Below are 16462 nucleotides of genomic sequence, written 5' to 3'. Positions count from 1 at the left end.
TATTTTTTATTTTTTTAAACTTATTTTAACATTAAACTATTCTTTTTTTACTAATTTTAATAGCTATTTACAATTATTTTTTATAAAGATTAAGGTTAAATCATGATTCACAATATTAGATATCGTGTCTTCATCTATGAAAATGAGGACAGGGATGAGATTTTGGAAGCTCTTTTGAATATCCTTCCCACTGCAGAGCCTGAAGTGGAAGAGGCAGAGGGACTTCTAGAGGAAAAGATGCTTATTTTAACTGGAACCATTTCTAAAAAAAGGGAAACCAAAGATTTCCTGGACAGCCTTATTGAATCCATTGGAGAAGATCAATTGGTTAAATTATACAATGATTTGGATAGGAAGATGGATGAAAAGGGAAATTTGTTCTTGAGATTATCCAAGGAAAAGGCTGCGGAAGAAGAGTGGGAGATTCTTGATGGAGGAGACAGCATTCATTTAAAGATTAAAATAGCTGCATATCCTGCCAAGAAGGAAGTTGCTATAAATAAGATTTCAGAAATTTTCCCTGATGAAATCAGGAATGCTTAAAATATTAAATCTTTTTAGTTTTATATATTAAAACTATTTAAAATACTTTTAATAAATAATTATATAATCAATTGATTCATAATCAATTATTTGTCTTTTTTAAAAAAATTAATTAAGGTAATCAAATGAAATTTTATGACTTGAATCTAAGAGGACAGGATTTTGAAAATGATTTGGCTTTAGTTAACGAAGCCAATAAATTCGGTTGGGATTATCTTAATTTAAACTATTCTCCTGATAATTTTGACAATGCTATTCAGTATAAAGACGAATTATCTGATGAATTATCAAAGATGGACTTCAATCAAACCTATAGAAACAAAAAGACTAATTTTGAACATGCAGAAATTTCTATGGGAATCAATATATTGAATGCCAATTCCAATGAAATCAGAAAGATAATCAATAAATATCGCAATAAATCTAATTACATCAGCTGTTTAGGTGGAGACTTAAAAATCAATCGCAGTGTCTGTGAAAACCATAGAATCGATGTCTTATCAAGACCTTATTATAAGAGAAGAGATTCCGGTATGAATCATGTATTGGCAAAGGAAGCCGTTAAAAACAATGTGGCTATTGAATTGTGCTTTAGAGACATCTTGAACAATCATCGCAGATACAGAGCCAATGTCATAGCCAGTTTCAAGGAAATATTGATGTTCCATCGCAAGTTCAATTTCCCATTGATCCTTACAACCGATTCCAAATCAATTTATGATATTCGCTCTACAAGGGACATTGTGGCATTCTTCAGATCAATTGGATTCACTGATGAAGAGATTTACAATGGATTTTATTACTATCCTAAACAAATCATTGATTTCAATAAGGAAAGGAAGGACATGATAATCAAAGGCGTAAAGGTCATAAGCAGTGATGATTTTACAGATACTTATGATAATCTGGAAAGCGATTTGGAAGAATTCAAGCCTTTAGATGAGGAATTTGTTGATGTAATTGATAATGAGTTTGATGATGAATTTATAGATGAAGCTGAGTATGAAAATGCTGAATTTGATATAGAGGAGGATGAATTATGAAACTGAAGGTACTTCCTCCAACACTTAGAAAGAATCATCATTACCTTATTCTTGACATCAAGTCAGAAGTGGAATTGTCCCTGGAGGAGATGCTTCCTATATGCTGGGATGCATGCATCAGATATTGGGGAGAGAACCATTCAAGCAACTTTGACTTATGGATCATGAGACACTATCTTATTGAAGAAAGCACTCAAAATGATGAACCTATCTTCAATTACAAGACCGTATTGAGATGTGGAAGATCTTATGAAAATGATGTCCGTGTTGCACTTTCCACTTTAACAAGACAGAATAAGAAAAGAATAGCCATCAATACGATTGGAGTTTCAGGAACAATCAAATCAGGAATTTCAAAGTTCATTGAAGAGAAATAATGTGCTCAATTTCTTTTTTTTTTAAAATCATGAACTTGCTTTTTTTATTTTTCTATTTTTCATAATCTTAATTATCTATTTTTTCAATCTCATTTTCACTTTTCTTATTAGTTTTTATATAAAATAATTTAAAAACATTTATAAATAACTTTATTATAATATATTATTGACAGAAATATCAATAAAATACATATTACCAAATAACAGAATGTTTGGTTTATTTTTTAAGATTAATTTAAATTTGTTTAAAAGGAATTTGCAGTTAAAATTTTAGTTTTCTTTTTATGACTGCAATTTCGAAATAAGAAAGAAGATGAAATAAGTTGAATGATGCATAAATAATACATAATCTAAAATTCCAAGGATTTATTTTATTTATCATTTGATTAAAAGCTTAATTATTGTTGCATATACTGGATGAATTTGATTGATTTTAAAATAAATATGTAGTTTATTAAGTAATTTGTTTATGAAATTTATAAATGTTGAATGAAATTTTAAAGATAGGTGATATTAAATGCAACCTTTACAACAACAAAACGCTGGCTATGACAGAGCAATTACTGTATTTAGCCCAGATGGAAGACTTTTCCAAGTAGAATATGCAAGAGAAGCTGTAAAAAGAGGAACCACTTCCTTAGGTCTTAAATCCAAGGAAGGTGTAGTTCTCATTGTAGACAAAAGAACCGTCAGCAGATTGGTTGAAGCAAAATCCATTGAAAAGATATTCCAAATCGACAATCACATCGGTGCTGCTACCTCCGGTCTTGTCGCTGATGCAAGGGCATTGATAGAAAGAGCACGTATCGAATCTCAAATTAACAGAATAACCTATAATGAACCTATTCTTGTTGGAGGTTTAGCTAAAAAGATCTGTGACATGAAACAAATGTACACTCAAAATGGTGGTGTAAGGCCTTTCGGTTCAGCGCTCATCATTGGTGGAGTGAATGGTGAAGAAGTCAAATTGTTCGAAACAGACCCAAGTGGAGCTTTGATTGAATACAAGGCAACTGCTATTGGATCTGGTGTACAGGCAGCTATGGATGTCTTTGAAGAAAGATATGAAGATGATATAAGCTTGGAAGATGCAATCAGCTTAGGCTTGGATGCACTTTACGAAGCTACCGAAGGCAGAACCACTGCACAAAGCGTTGAAATAGCTGTCATTGAGGTGGACACTCAAAGCTACAGAAAATTGTCTGATGATGAAGTGTCCGAGTATGTCGAAGCTCTTCTTGAGAGAAACGCTGAAGAAGAGGAAGAGGAACCTGAAGAGGAAGAGGAAAAAGTCGAAGAGGAACCTGAAGAGGAAACCGACGAATCCGAAGCTTCTGAAGAGTCTTCTGAAGAAGAAGCAGATGAAAATGGTACTGAAGAGAGTGATGGTGAAGAAAGTTCTGAAGAATGAGACTGTTAGAAAAACTGCAAAGTTTGGAGTAAAGTTGATTCTTACAGACAAATTCTTGAAAGATCATAAGCATTTGAGAAGAATTGTGAATCTGATTTAATGGATTTAATTATTATAATTCTTTAAATCTTAATGAATGATGATTCTTATTCATTCAAATTCTTCTTGAATCATATTTTTTAATTTTAGAGTTCAAATGAACTCTATTTCATTCTTACATTTTTATTAATGTATACAAGTTTGTTTTGCATTTTTTGTTTTTTAAAATGCATTAAATGTCAAATTAATTGGTTTTTGGTGAGTAAGCATGGTAAATATAGATGATGCTATTATTGCAAGATTAGAATCTTTTGGAGAAAAATTTGAAATTTTAGTTGATCCTGATTTAGCTGCAGACTTTAGAAATCCAGACAATGAAAAGGAAATTGATATTGAAGACATTCTAGCTGTTGAAGAGATATTCAAGGATTCCAAAAAGGGAGATAAGGCTTCTGACGAATCCATGAATAAGGTATTTGAAACTACAGATGTCTTGGAAGTGGCTAGCCAAATTCTTAAAAAAGGAAATATTCAATTGACTGCTGAGCAAAGAAGGCAAATGCAAGAGGACAAGAGAAGACAGGTCATTGCAAAAATTGCCAGAGAAGGCATTAATCCTCAAAACGGCCTTCCACATCCTGCTCAAAGAATTGAAAATGCCATGAATGAGGCTAAAGTCAAGGTTGATGCGTTCAAATCAGTTGATGAACAGGTTCAAATAACTTTAAAAGCAATTAAAGTTTTAATCCCAATTAAATTTGAAAAAGTTAAAATGGCTGTTAGATTGCCAAGCACAGCAGCAGGAAATGCTTATTCTGCAATTCGCCCATTCGGACAGATTATAAATGAAGAATGGCAGCAAGACGGATCTTGGATTGGAATTGTGGAAATGCCGGGTGGTCTTCAAGATAATTTTAATCATAAAATGGCTTCTATCTCAGGAGGAGAAGCTGAAACTAAATTAATAAAATAATTCTATAAAATGATTCATTGGCAAATGAAGGCCTGTGGATCTTAATTTGATTAGAGAATAAGAGACTAATTGGATTAATTTATAGGTGCTTTAATTTAGGTGTGTAGTTGAATTTAATATACTCTTATGGGAAGTATATATATGATATATGTGAATGAAAAAGATTTAGTTGTTCCTGGAGAATTATTAGCAGAGGATGATTATTATCCGGGAAGAGGAACCTTCGAAGATGATGGAAAGATTTGTTCCAAACTCTTGGGATTGGTTTCCTTAAGAAATAAGAAAATTAGTGTAATTCCTTTAAAAAGTAAATATCTTCCTAAAAAAGGAGATGTGGTTATCGGTAAAATCGATGATGTCAGATTTTCAATGTGGGGAGTTGACATAAACTCACCATACTCCGGTATATTGCCTGCATCTGAAGTTTTCGGAAGAGAGAAAAAGGAATTAAGTAGAGTATTTGATATCGGGGATGTTCTTTTCTTAAGAATCGTCGATGTCGATGAAGTTAAAAAGGTTAAATTAGGATTGAAAGGCCGTGGAATGGGCAAGTTCAAAGGTGGAGTCATTGTAGACATCGCTCCTACCAAAGTCCCTCGTTTAATCGGTAAGAAAGGTTCCATGATCAACATGATCAAGGATAAGACTGGCTGTAAGATTGTAGTCGGTCAGAATGGTCTTGTTTGGGTAAAAGGTAATGAAGACATGGAACAAATCGTTAAAAACATTATCAAGTTAATCGAAAGGGAAGCTCATACTTCCGGTTTAACCGATAGAATTAAAAACAAGCTTTGTCTACTTATCGATGGCGAATTGCCTCCAGAAGAGGAAGTTGTTGAAGAAGTTGAAGAAGCGGATGACTTTGAAGAGGATTCATTCGAGGAAGGCTTGAAAAAACCTGAACTTCAAGATTTCAGAGATGAGGTTGAAAAGGAATTGGCTGAAGAAGGATTCGAAGATTTCGATGAGGAAGAAGAATTAGACGATTCCGAAGATGATGAATTCGATGAAGATGATGTGGAAGACTTCAATGACGAATCTGAAGATTACGAAGATATCGATGAAGATGATTTAGAAGATGAGGATTCTGAAGAAGATGATGAATTGGAAGATTCTGAAGATGAAATTGAAGACTTTGAAGACGATATCTCCGATGAAGAATTGGAAGATGTAATCTCTGATGCCATTTCTGAAGAAGAAGATGAAATTGTTGATGAATCTGTAGAGGAAGAAGATTCTGAAGAAGCTCCTGAAGATGAAGAAGATTTAGAGGATGAGGATTCTGAAGAGGAAACTGTTGAAGAAACTTCTGAAGATGTTGCAGATTTAGAGGATTCTGAAGAGGAAATTGTTGATGAATCTGTAGAGGAAGAAGATTCTGAAGAAGCTCCTGAAGAGGAAGTTGAAGAAGATGTCTCCAAAGAAGATTCTGAAGATGATTCAAAAGAAGAAAAATCCAAAAAACCTAACTTTATTGATACTTATGAATTTATCAATGAACAAAAAAAGAATAATAAATCTTCTTTTGATTTAAGTCGTGCAGATAATTCTAAATCTCCTACTTTAAACATTTCACAAGGAAGAGGTATTTAAGCTGTTGAATTAAAAAATTAAAATTATTGTTATTATGAATGTGATTTTGAAGAGGTGTTTTTTATTATCTCAAATGACAAAGAATTAAGAGCTGATGGAAGAGCTTATGATGAGCTCCGTCCAATTAAGATTGAAGCTGGAGTCTTGAAAAGGGCAGATGGTTCCGCTTACTTGGAAGTTGGTGGAAATAAGATTTTAGCATCTGTTTACGGCCCAAGAGAATCCTATATTAGACGTTTATTAAAACCTAACACTGGTGTAATTAGAGTAAGATACAATATGGCTCCATTTTCAGTAGATGACCGTAAAAGACCTGGTCCAGATAGAAGATCAACTGAAATTTCCAAAATAGCTGCTGATGCACTAAGACCTGCATTGATGTTGGAATCATTCCCAAGATCCATGGTTGATGTATCAATTGAAGTTATTGAAGCTGAAGGTGGAACCCGTTGCGCTGGAATCACTGCAGCTGCTGTTGCATTGGCTGATGCGGGAATTCCAATGAAGGATATTGTAGTGGGCTGTGCTGCAGGTAAGGTAAATGACCAAATCGTATTGGACTTATCTGAAAAAGAGGATAAGGAAGGACAAGCTGATGTCCCTATTGCAATCATGCCAAGAACCGGTGAGATCACCTTGCTCCAAGCAGACGGTAACTTGACTGAAGAGGAATTTGAAGAAGCTTTGGATTTGGCTATGGAAGGATGCAGAAAGATTAGCGAACTCCAACATGAAGCTTTAAAAGCTAGGTATAGCTCTGAATAGGTTGGTGAAAATATGGATATTATACCAGAAATTACTAGAAGAAGTATTACAAGACTTATAAATGATGGTAAAAGAGCTGATGGTAGAGCTTTTGATGAAAGAAGGGATATTTTCATTGAACCTAATGTGATTGATAAGGCAGAAGGTTCTGCAAGAGTTAAATTAGGTGACACTCAAGTCATTGTAGGTGTAAAACCAACAATTGGTGAACCATTTGCAGACACTCCTAATTTAGGTGTATTGATGACCAATTGTGAGCTCTTGCCAATGGCTGCTCCTGGATTCGAACCAGGTCCACCTAGCCCTGAATCCATTGAACTTGCACGTGTTGTAGACCGCGGAATCCGTGAAAGCGAATTGGTTGACTTGGAAAAGCTTTGCATTGAAGAAGGCAAAAAAGTATGGATGCTTTTCATTGACTTACATGTAATCGATTACGATGGAAATCTCTTTGATGCATCTAACCTTGCTGTAATGGCAGCTTTAATGAACACCAAATTGCCGGTTGCAGAATACATTGATGATGAAGTGGTATTGTCTGAAGATGAAACCATGGACTTGCCTATAAGAGATAAATTGGCTTTATCAACCTTTGTAAAGATTGGTGATGGCTTGATCTTAGACCCATCCTTAGAAGAGGAAGAGATCTTGGAAGCAAGAATAACCATTGGTGTGACCGATGAAGGAAACCATGTCTGTTCCATGCAAAAAGGTGGAGAAGTGCCTTTGACCAGAGATGAAATCCTTGATGCCGTTCATATGGCATTTACCACTAAAGACGATTTGTTAAGTCATTTAGAATAGATCTATTAGATTAGTATAGTCAAGTTAATGAAATTCATTATTCTTGACTAATTTTAATTATTTTTTATAATTTTTTAGTTTTTTATAATTTAATTTTTCTTAATTTAATTTTTAGAAATTCCTAATGAATATTCATTGTAAAAAATACTTTAATTTGATATTTAAATTGCAAATTTTATGTTTTATTCAAATCCGATATAAAAATGAGCTATTTTTCTTGAATTAGAATACTAAAAACCATTAACTTTATATACTTTTAAATACTATATTATATTATTATATTGTTAAACTTATAGTCTAATTGCTGTAATGGCTTTAAATTTAGCAAATATTCTCTTTATTTTAATTATTATCAGTTTTATAATTAGTAAAGCGGATTTTTTTATTTAATCTTATAAATTAAGACAAGAGTATGTCTTATCAATTATCATATTTATTGTTTATCGATGATGGATTAAATAATATTTTAGATTAGGCTTTGTAGGTGTTGAAGCCTGATTACTTATTTAATTAATTCAATTTTACTGGAGATATTTTAAATGGCAAGAACAAAAAAAGTAGGTATCACTGGCAGATTTGGTGCCAGATACGGAAGAAAAGCAAAAAGACAAGTTAAGAAGATTGAAGAAAACATGAAAAAGAAACATGTTTGCCCTAAATGTGACAGACCTTACGTAAAAAGAGTAAGCGCTGGAATTTGGGAATGCAAGAAATGCGGTACTGTCTTTACCGGTGGAGCATACGTACCTGAAACTCCAATGGGAAAAGCTGCAACCCGTAACATCAAAAGAATAGTTGGAGGAAACTAATTGTACAGATGTCCTGAATGTGGAACTGAAGTTGACCACAAAGGTTACATGGAGAATAAATGTCCTAAATGCAGATATAGGATTTTATTCAAAAAGGTTCCAGAAGTCAGAAAACTCGTAAAGGCAAGATAGTTATTAAATAATTTTTTATTTATAATTATTCTTTAATTATCTTTAATAACTATTTAGCTCATTGCAGCCAATCGCTGCTTTCATTTTCTATTTTTATTAGCTATTTAGTTATTTCAGCTATTTCTAATTTTAATATTCAATATTGAAATTAGTCTTTTTATACTTTTCACTAATTTTATGCATATACTTCTAATTCTTATCCAAATAATATAAAAGAGGATTATCATGCTTATTTCCACATCAAGAAAACCATCCCAAAAAACAAGAACATTCTGCAAGAACTTTTCACATGCCTTCGGCTTTGACTATACCAATAGGGGAAAAAGCAGCTTAAGGGATCTGCTCATCAAGGCCAAGCAGTTAGGCCATGACAGCATTGTTCTAGTTTATCAGATCAAGGGAAATCCAAGCAAATTGACTTTCTATGACCTTGATGCAAATGAAAAATTGGCTTTGCTTGTTTCTGTAAACACTACCAATGAACGTCTTCACATCAGCCCTAAGGATTTGAAAATAAGATCAAGCGTTAGGGAATTGGACATTCTAGCGGAAGTCTTAGGGATTGAAGTCACTACAGAACCACAAGACTCCAATTACATAAGGATATCCTATGCGGACTATGATGATGACAGGAATTTTGCAATAATCTATTTTGTAAACAAGAAAGGTGAACAGATAGATTTCCAGATAAACGTTAAGAAAATAGTTGAAAATTAGAATTTGTTATTTTATAGATTATTTTATCATATTATAGGGGAGATTCTTATTAGTGAAAGTGACGTATTGAAATCAATCAATAGTGAGATTGTCATTGATTTTGACACAGAAAAGCAAGCCAAGATCGTTTACGATTCCATATTGCTTGAATTTGAGACTTCTCCTGATTACAGGTCTTCCATGGATTTGAAATTAGATAAGAATTCTATCATAATCACAATAGATGCAGAGGATGCCACATCTTTCAGAGCATCCATCAATTCAGCCATCAAATGGATTAAATTATCCGTTGAGATAAATGAATTGACTGAAAATTAATTTTTTGATCATTCCAATCAATAGTTTTAAATATTTAACTAATAATATATTATAGTATAATGATTTATTAGCTAATTAAATTGAATAATTAAAAATTAAACTAATATTATTATAAAAAAGATTGAAGGTGAAAATATGGAAATTCCACAAAATATACAACATCAATTAAACCAATTCCAACAATTACAACAACAGGCTCAAGCTGTAACCATTCAAAAGCAAAACGTTGACATTCAATTAAGGGAAACCGAAACCGCTCTTGCGGAACTTAAAAAGACTCCTGAAGATGCTGAAGTGTTCAAGTCTGCAGGAAACTTATTAATCAAAGTTGAACGCAATGAAACCTTGGAAGAGCTTGAAGACAAGGTCGAAACCCTTAAGTTAAGACAGCAAACCATGACCCGTCAGGAAGAAAGAGTCATGAAAAAGCTTGAGGAAATGCAAGCAACCATCCAACAGGCTATGGGTGGATTACAAGGATAAATAGATCAATTAAATTCTATCTATTTTCTTTTTTTTATTTTTCATTTTTTAATTCGTATTGTATAAAATTATTTTTCTATTTGGCTTTTATTCAAGTTAATAAAAACAGTTTTTTTAAGTTCAATAAAATAAATTTTCTATGGTGTTAGTATGGAAGCAAAACTTAAAAAGTTATCAGATGATGATCTTGAAGACATTTCAAATTTTTTATCCAATATTGTTGAGAAGAAAATATCATCATCAGTAAAGTCTCAAAAGGAAATATTGGCAATGGATATAAACATCAAAATGACCTATCCTGATGAAAATGGGGGACTTGATGTAGATATCGATGTTGATATTGATACAGATGAACTATCAAACTTATCAAATGAAAGAATCAATGAAGTAATCGATGAGTCTTACTTAGAACTTGACGAATACATTAACGAGAATTACAGATAAAGGGAGCATTATTTTTTTTAAAAATTTATTCATATATTTATAATTTTTTATAGTTTTTAATAGTATTTCTAACTTTTTTAAAATGTCAAAAAATTAGGGTGAAAAGAATGAGCAAAGTTACCACTATATTTTTCAGTCCATCAGGAACTACCAAAAAGGTTGTCAATCAGATAGCCAATAATTTTGAAGGGGAAACAGTCATTTGTGATTTATTGTATTTCAATGGTGAGAAGGAATTTTCTAGAGAGGATATTGTCATTGTTGGAATGCCTGTTTTTGCCGGAAGAATTCCAAAAACAGCCAGAGATAGGTTATCCAAATTAACAGGGGATGATACAAAGGCAATAGCTGTTGTAAATTATGGGAATGCTCATGTTACAGATGCATTGATTGAACTTGTTGATTTATTGAAGGAAAGCAATTTTGATGTTGTCGCAGCGGCATCCACCATAAGCCATCATTCAATATTTGATGGTGTTGCAGTTGGAAGGCCTGATGAGGCGGATATTGAGAAGATTAATGAATTTTCTCAAAATGCAATTGAAAGGATAGAGAATGGAAGTTCTATAGAAGCTGAAGTTCCAGGAAATAGGCCGTATGTGGACTATAAGCAACTTCCTTTTGTTGTTTCATGTGATGATAGCAAATGTGTATTCTGTCTTGAATGCGTTTCAGTCTGTCCGGAAAGGGCTATTCCAGATGATGATCCTGCAGATGTAGACCTTGATTTATGTTCCAGATGCACATCATGCATTAATATTTGTCCGGAAAATGCAAGAGGATTTACTGGAGAGGCATTTGAAGCTAAAAAACCTGCATTTGAAAGTGCAAATGCAGAAAGGAAAGAGCCTGAATTTTATTATTAAATTCTCTTCCTTTTTTATTTATTATTTAAATTCTCTTCCTTTTTTATTTATTATTTAAATTCTCTTCCTTTTTTATTTATTATTTAAATTCTCTTCCTTTTTTATTCATATATTCAATTTTCTTTAATTCTTTTAAATTTTCCACATCTTTTTTTTAGTTTAGAAAAATATAATACATACTTTTTTTAAGGAAAATATTCATATATTTTATTGATAATATCAAAATATAAAAGTTATTGGGGCATTTAATGAAATTTTATGCTGATAGATTTAAAAAAACCAAACAAAGAAGCTTTTGCATTGCACTTTGGTTTCCTTTTTATATATTGAGTAGAAATAAAGATCAAATTATCCTTACATCATTTATCACTACCCGATTTAAAAATCCCGTCGATTTGTCTAAATTCAAATTAAAAATAGGTGATAAGACTCATGGATATAGGATAATTGCACCGTTTCAAGATATAAAAAAACCTCAAAAAAGACATTTTGGTTTTTTCAGACTTAGAATTGACCGTTCTGAATTAAGTGATTATTCCAAACATAACCTTGTAGTTTTGCATGGGGAAAATGATAATTCCATTCTCTTCAATGGAAGAAGCATTTCTTATAGGCGCAGAACATCCTGCAGACTATTTGATAATGAGAATGACAGGGTTGCTTATTTCAGGGAATCAATCAATGGGAAACTGATGTTTACAGTTCGTGAAAGAACTGGAACAGATAATGTCAAATCCCGTTTGCAAATAATCTGTGCATTCATTCTCTCTAAATTTATGGGATTGTTCACAAGAAAAAATCTTCTTTTCATGTATGAAAAATTTGGAAGATATGAGGAAGGTGCTTCAATCCTATTTGAATATTTGATTGATCATGGATATGAAAATGCTTTTTTAATTGCAAATCCTGATTTTCTTCCTAAGGATTTAGATGAGAAATATCTTGCTAACATTATTGAAATGTTCACATTTAGACATTACTTATATTATTTCCTCTCAGATACTTTTGTTTCAAGCGAACAGATTGTTCGTGCTGTTGATTTGGATTCCCAATCTTTTATGCTTTGGAAACATTGCAGAAAAGGGTATCGCAAAACAACACATATTTATTTGCAACATGGGATAAATTATATGTTGAACTTTAATTCCCCTTTCCGTAGCAATGGGAGAAAAGTTAATAAAGCCCCATTTTATAGACAGGTTCATATCTCTTCTTCCAAAAAGGAAGCACAGCATTTTATGGAAGAGGGACTATATGATGAAGATGAAATATATATTACTGGAATGCCTAAATTGGATAAGGCTATCGGCAATGAAGATGCAGATAAGATTGTTATCATGCCAACATGGAGGCCTTGGGAAATTAATGATGCAATGGAAAGTCTGGAAAACACCACATATTTCAAGTTTTTACAGAGTATTGTAGATGCAGTTCCTGAAGTGTTGGAGGATAAAATAATCATTCTCATTCATCCATTGTTTAATGATGTCCTTAATAAAAGAAGTGAGTTTGAATATGGAGAGCCATATGATAAGATATTAAGGGATGCCAGACTTCTCATAACCGATTATTCAAGTGTTTCATTCGATGCTTTCTATAGGGGAAGCAATGTGATATTCAACTGGAGTGAAAAAGAATCCTGCATGAAAAAATACGGTAAGGGCACATGCATTAAGCTTACAGAGGATGAGGCCTTTGGTTATGTTTGCTATAATCAGGAGGAACTTACAGAAGCTATTAAAAAAGCTTATTATGAACCTCAAAAACAAGAATGGATTGATAATTACATGACCCTTAATGAATTCAATGACGGTAGAAACTGTGAAAGGGTTGTTGAATGGATGAAGAAGGATGGTATTATTTAATTTTCAAATAATCTTTTTTTAAATGGGAATTCCCCATTTTTTACTTTTTATTTTTATTTTCATCTATTTTTTCTATTTTTATTTTTATTTCCTTTATTTTTTTATTCTTATTTTTGAATCTTTTTAGATTATTATTTTATTCAGAATCAATTTAAATTATAAATTAAGTTCAATTTGATAACTGTTTTCATAATTTTTAAACAAATTATTAAAAAATAAATAAATTTATTATACAATAAATTCTAAAAATATTATTAATGAATAAATTAAGGTTGATAAAAATGAATAAAAAACTATTTGCTATATTTATGGTAGTGATTTTAGCTATTGTCAGCATAGGTGGTGTCTATGCTTTGGATCTTGGAGGTCTCCTAAGTGGCGACCCACAAGATTTAAGCGATAGTCTAGATCCAGATTATGAAAAAGTAACCATTGATGGATTTGATTTTAAAATTCCAAAGGATTTTGAAGAATTAATAAACAATAACACAAAACAATATAATCAGACAGTTGATGGCATACCATATTTCTCAACCATAAAGAATTATGGTGATGGTAATGACACAATTTCCATAAGCGTTTGTGAAAATGAAGACCATGAAGCAACTGATGATACCGCAAGTGGTGTTGGTGGAGATAGTGAAACCATTAATGGTGTTGACGGATATTTGGATTTCCATCCAAAAAGCGTAAGCAAATTTAGAAGCGGAAACACTTTATATACTATTACATTCCCATCTTATTATACATTTTCCTATGCTAAGGATGGAAAATTGGTGGTTATCACAACAACTGATAAGGATTATATTTCAGATGTGATTATAGAATAAGATTTTCTATAAAAGCTACAAACTTCTAAATCAACTAATATATTACTTATAAATGGGATGTGGATATGAATAAAAAAGCATTTTCTCTATTTGTTGTGATGATTTTAGCTATTGTCAGCATAGGAGGAGTCTATGCATTTGATTTAGGAAGTCTTTTCGGGGATGATTCACAGGGTGGCGACAGCAGTCAAGATCCAAATTGGGAAACAATAAATGTTGGAGGCATAGACTTCAATATTCCTAAGAATTTTAAATTGCAACTTGACGATCAGTTTAACAAAACAATTGGTGATGTGGATTATATCTCAACCTTCAAAAAGTATTATAACGAAAGTGAAGAAATTTATATAACTGTTTCTGAAAGTCCTAACTATGAAGCAACTGATGATACCGTTCGTGAACTTGGTGGAGATAGTGAAACCATTAATGGCATTGAGGGGTATTTAAATTACACTCCCGGAAATGTTTCTGAAGGTAATAATGATGGTAATCCGATATATGTTGAATTCCCTTCATATTATACATTTTCCTATGCTAAAGATAGAAAATTGGTAGTTGTCAAAGCAACTGAAAAAGATTTCTTATATGATATAATAATCAAATAATGTTTATTAGGGTTTAAAAACTAATTAAACCCTTGTTTTTTATTTTTACTATTTTTTTAGAATCTTTTCAATTTTATTTTCTTTTTTTATTAAAATTCATTTCTAAAGATTTAAATATTAAATTCTCTTAATTATTATATGATTTTAACTTTTTAAAACGAAGAATTCAAGTAAAATATTCATTCAATTTAAGATGATATTATGATGGAAACCGATGTTTTAGTGATTGGTGCAGGTCCTGCGGGGTCTGCCGCTGCAAAGCATGCCGCCTTGGGAGGAGCAAGTGTAATACTCATTGATAAAAAATCAGAAATAGGAACTCCCAAAAGGTGTGCGGAAGGGATTTATGACCATGGGCTTAAATGGCTTGAGATTGAGCCAGACCCTCAGTGGGCAGTCCGAAGAATCAATGGAGGAACCATCATCGCACCTGATAAGACAAGATTGACTCTTGATGAGACAATTTTGCCTGAAAAAGGATATATTATTGAAAGAAAGGTCTTTGACAAGTATATGGCTATGGATGCAGCAAGGGCAGGTGCCAAGATAATGGTCAAGACATTGGCAAAATCCATTATGAGAGATCAAGACTCTGAAGGTTCCTTTTGCATTGTCGATTGTGAACAGATGGGGGAGACCATTGAAATCAAGGCTCGCATAGTGATTGCTGCAGACGGTCCTGAATCTCGCATAGCCAAGGCATTCGGCATCAATTCCACCACAAAGCCGAAGGATATGATGTCCGGTGTCCAATATGAGATGGTAGGAGTCAACTGTGAGCGAATGGACTTGATTGAGCTTCATTTAGGGGCTTTCGCTGATGGAGGCTATGCTTGGGTATTCCCGAAGGGAGATGACATAGCAAATGTTGGAATTGCCATATCCTCAACAAGTGAAAGGCCAGCCATTGAATACTTGAATGAATTCATTGCATCCTATCCTCCCTTAAGCAATGCAAAGGCCGTTGAACTTAATGTTGGAGGAGACCCTATTGGTGGATTGATTGGGCAAATTTCTGATGATAACCTATTGGTTTGCGGAGATGCCGCAGGTCAGGTGGATCCGATAACCGGTGGAGGAATCATATTGGGAATGCTTGGAGGAAAGACAGCAGGTCAAGTGGCTGCAAGAGCAGTCAGAGCCAAGGATTATTCAGCTCGAAGACTGAAAGAATATGAGGTCTTATTTGATGAATACACTCAGGGGGCCATTCCTAAATTGGCCATTGCTAAAGATGTATATCGTTCATTGAGTGACAATGACTTGAATCAAATCATCCATGCCTTTGTAGGGCTTGATTACAATAATATGACTTTAAGTGATGTGTTAAGGGTAATCCTAAAGGTATCCCCTCGTCTTGCCTTGAAGTTTGGAAAGCTGTTTAAGATTGTATTTCAATCATAACTTTTTCTTTTTTTAATATTTTTTTTTAGGAATGCTAATTTTCAATTAATTTTTTTAAAAACAGAACTATTTTTTATTAATTATTTTTTAAAAATTGAATAATTTTTTGTCAATTTTTATCAAAATCAATTAAAATTTATAAATTTTCAAGTAAACTTTATATACTATAAAGTATAAATTATGTTTAAGGGTTCATTCTCTTTATTTTTAATCTTAGCTAGTATTTTTAAACACAATATGAATAAGAAAAGAGATGAATTCTCTTTTCTTTTCTCCCCCATTTTTAATTTTTATCTTGTTTTTATCTATTTCTAATAATGTTTTAGACCTTTTTCATTTTTTTTAAATGCTTTTTCTAATTCTGATTTGATATTTCTTCTAACATCTAGTTTTAATAAGTAAAATGAACAAAAATAATTATGATTTAGAAGAATATTAGTT

19 protein-coding genes and 1 pseudogene are annotated in these 16462 nt (G+C 32.4%); all 20 read left to right on the top strand.

Annotation, left to right across the window (positions count from 1 at the left end):
• Positions 1-102: 102 nt before the first annotated feature.
• The 20 genes and pseudogenes from IJE13_RS04625 to IJE13_RS04530 all read left to right on the top strand — a co-directional run bounded on the left by IJE13_RS04625 (position 103) and on the right by IJE13_RS04530 (position 16021).
• Positions 103-543 (top strand): RNA-binding protein, encoded by a 441-nt coding sequence (locus IJE13_RS04625; protein WP_292777607.1) that lies wholly within the window; start codon positions 103-105, stop codon positions 541-543.
• A gap of 125 nt (positions 544-668) precedes the next feature.
• On the top strand, positions 669-1586 hold the full coding sequence (rnp3, locus tag IJE13_RS04620) for a ribonuclease P protein component 3 (protein WP_292777604.1): 918 nt from the start codon (positions 669-671) through the stop codon (positions 1584-1586).
• Positions 1583-1963, top strand: coding sequence for an Rpp14/Pop5 family protein (locus IJE13_RS04615; RefSeq protein WP_292777602.1), 381 nt, complete (start codon positions 1583-1585; stop codon positions 1961-1963). Before rnp3 ends, IJE13_RS04615 begins: the two co-directional genes overlap by 4 nt.
• Positions 1964-2480: 517 nt before the next feature.
• Positions 2481-3374, top strand: a complete 894-nt coding sequence (gene psmA, locus IJE13_RS04610) for an archaeal proteasome endopeptidase complex subunit alpha (protein WP_292777600.1) — start codon at positions 2481-2483, stop codon at positions 3372-3374.
• On the top strand, positions 3349-3474 hold the full coding sequence (locus tag IJE13_RS04605; RefSeq protein WP_292777597.1) for a hypothetical protein: 126 nt from the start codon (positions 3349-3351) through the stop codon (positions 3472-3474). Before psmA ends, IJE13_RS04605 begins: the two co-directional genes overlap by 26 nt.
• 207 nt (positions 3475-3681) lie before the next feature.
• A complete protein-coding gene (locus tag IJE13_RS04600; protein WP_292777595.1) occupies positions 3682-4386 on the top strand; it encodes a ribosome assembly factor SBDS in 705 nt (234 codons plus the stop codon).
• Between the two features lie 141 nt (positions 4387-4527).
• A pseudogene (rrp4, locus tag IJE13_RS04595) lies at positions 4528-5322 on the top strand (exosome complex RNA-binding protein Rrp4); the annotation flags it as partial.
• Positions 5323-6033: 711 nt separating this feature from the next.
• A complete protein-coding gene (gene rrp41 / locus IJE13_RS04590; RefSeq protein WP_292777593.1) occupies positions 6034-6744 on the top strand; it encodes an exosome complex exonuclease Rrp41 in 711 nt (236 codons plus the stop codon).
• 12 nt (positions 6745-6756) lie between these two features.
• On the top strand, positions 6757-7548 hold the full coding sequence (gene rrp42 / locus IJE13_RS04585; RefSeq protein WP_292777590.1) for an exosome complex protein Rrp42: 792 nt from the start codon (positions 6757-6759) through the stop codon (positions 7546-7548).
• Between the two features lie 539 nt (positions 7549-8087).
• Positions 8088-8357, top strand: coding sequence for a 50S ribosomal protein L37Ae (gene rpl37A, locus IJE13_RS04580; RefSeq protein WP_292777586.1), 270 nt, complete (start codon positions 8088-8090; stop codon positions 8355-8357).
• Complete coding sequence (locus IJE13_RS04575; protein ID WP_292777583.1) at positions 8358-8489, top strand: DNA-directed RNA polymerase subunit P; 132 nt, start codon at positions 8358-8360, stop codon at positions 8487-8489.
• 225 nt (positions 8490-8714) lie between these two features.
• The gene (locus IJE13_RS04570) at positions 8715-9206 is read left to right on the top strand and encodes a ribonucleotide-diphosphate reductase subunit beta (protein ID WP_292777581.1); all 492 of its coding nucleotides are present in this window, start codon (positions 8715-8717) and stop codon (positions 9204-9206) included.
• 66 nt (positions 9207-9272) lie between these two features.
• A complete protein-coding gene (locus IJE13_RS04565; RefSeq protein ID WP_292777578.1) occupies positions 9273-9524 on the top strand; it encodes a KEOPS complex subunit Pcc1 in 252 nt (83 codons plus the stop codon).
• A gap of 135 nt (positions 9525-9659) precedes the next feature.
• Positions 9660-10007 (top strand): prefoldin subunit beta, encoded by a 348-nt coding sequence (locus IJE13_RS04560; RefSeq protein ID WP_292777576.1) that lies wholly within the window; start codon positions 9660-9662, stop codon positions 10005-10007.
• 150 nt (positions 10008-10157) lie between these two features.
• Positions 10158-10451: a DUF3194 domain-containing protein gene (locus IJE13_RS04555; RefSeq protein ID WP_292777574.1), complete on the top strand. Its 294-nt coding sequence runs from the start codon at positions 10158-10160 to the stop codon at positions 10449-10451.
• Between the two features lie 107 nt (positions 10452-10558).
• Positions 10559-11317, top strand: coding sequence for a 4Fe-4S binding protein (locus tag IJE13_RS04550; protein ID WP_292777572.1), 759 nt, complete (start codon positions 10559-10561; stop codon positions 11315-11317).
• 395 nt (positions 11318-11712) lie between these two features.
• A complete protein-coding gene (locus IJE13_RS04545) occupies positions 11713-13182 on the top strand; it encodes a CDP-glycerol glycerophosphotransferase family protein (protein WP_292777570.1) in 1470 nt (489 codons plus the stop codon).
• Between the two features lie 308 nt (positions 13183-13490).
• Positions 13491-14012, top strand: coding sequence for a hypothetical protein (locus IJE13_RS04540; protein WP_292777568.1), 522 nt, complete (start codon positions 13491-13493; stop codon positions 14010-14012).
• A 65-nt stretch (positions 14013-14077) separates the two neighbouring features.
• Positions 14078-14617, top strand: coding sequence for a hypothetical protein (locus IJE13_RS04535; RefSeq protein WP_292777566.1), 540 nt, complete (start codon positions 14078-14080; stop codon positions 14615-14617).
• Positions 14618-14818: 201 nt separating this feature from the next.
• Positions 14819-16021, top strand: a complete 1203-nt coding sequence (locus tag IJE13_RS04530; protein WP_292777564.1) for an NAD(P)/FAD-dependent oxidoreductase — start codon at positions 14819-14821, stop codon at positions 16019-16021.
• Positions 16022-16462: the final 441 nt, after the last annotated feature.

The sequence above is a fragment of the Methanobrevibacter sp. genome (assembly GCF_017410345.1).
Taxonomy (GTDB): Archaea; Methanobacteriota; Methanobacteria; order Methanobacteriales; family Methanobacteriaceae; genus Methanobrevibacter.
Note: the sequence above shows the minus strand (reverse complement) of the source record. Positions and strands in the feature narration are given on the sequence as shown.

Bases quoted from the DNA above. Each gene is read 5' to 3' on its own strand.
- IJE13_RS04625 (WP_292777607.1), top strand. From the start codon at position 103: ATGATTCACAATATTAGATATCGTGTCTTCATCTATGAAAATGAGGAC.
- rnp3 (WP_292777604.1), top strand. From the start codon at position 669: ATGAAATTTTATGACTTGAATCTAAGAGGACAGGATTTTGAAAATGAT.
- IJE13_RS04615 (WP_292777602.1), top strand. From the start codon at position 1,583: ATGAAACTGAAGGTACTTCCTCCAACACTTAGAAAGAATCATCATTAC.
- psmA (WP_292777600.1), top strand. From the start codon at position 2,481: ATGCAACCTTTACAACAACAAAACGCTGGCTATGACAGAGCAATTACT.
- IJE13_RS04605 (WP_292777597.1), top strand. From the start codon at position 3,349: ATGGTGAAGAAAGTTCTGAAGAATGAGACTGTTAGAAAAACTGCAAAG.
- IJE13_RS04600 (WP_292777595.1), top strand. From the start codon at position 3,682: ATGGTAAATATAGATGATGCTATTATTGCAAGATTAGAATCTTTTGGA.
- rrp42 (WP_292777590.1), top strand. From the start codon at position 6,757: ATGGATATTATACCAGAAATTACTAGAAGAAGTATTACAAGACTTATA.
- rpl37A (WP_292777586.1), top strand. From the start codon at position 8,088: ATGGCAAGAACAAAAAAAGTAGGTATCACTGGCAGATTTGGTGCCAGA.
- IJE13_RS04570 (WP_292777581.1), top strand. From the start codon at position 8,715: ATGCTTATTTCCACATCAAGAAAACCATCCCAAAAAACAAGAACATTC.
- IJE13_RS04560 (WP_292777576.1), top strand. From the start codon at position 9,660: ATGGAAATTCCACAAAATATACAACATCAATTAAACCAATTCCAACAA.
- IJE13_RS04555 (WP_292777574.1), top strand. From the start codon at position 10,158: ATGGAAGCAAAACTTAAAAAGTTATCAGATGATGATCTTGAAGACATT.
- IJE13_RS04550 (WP_292777572.1), top strand. From the start codon at position 10,559: ATGAGCAAAGTTACCACTATATTTTTCAGTCCATCAGGAACTACCAAA.
- IJE13_RS04540 (WP_292777568.1), top strand. From the start codon at position 13,491: ATGGTAGTGATTTTAGCTATTGTCAGCATAGGTGGTGTCTATGCTTTG.
- IJE13_RS04535 (WP_292777566.1), top strand. From the start codon at position 14,078: ATGAATAAAAAAGCATTTTCTCTATTTGTTGTGATGATTTTAGCTATT.
- IJE13_RS04530 (WP_292777564.1), top strand. From the start codon at position 14,819: ATGATGGAAACCGATGTTTTAGTGATTGGTGCAGGTCCTGCGGGGTCT.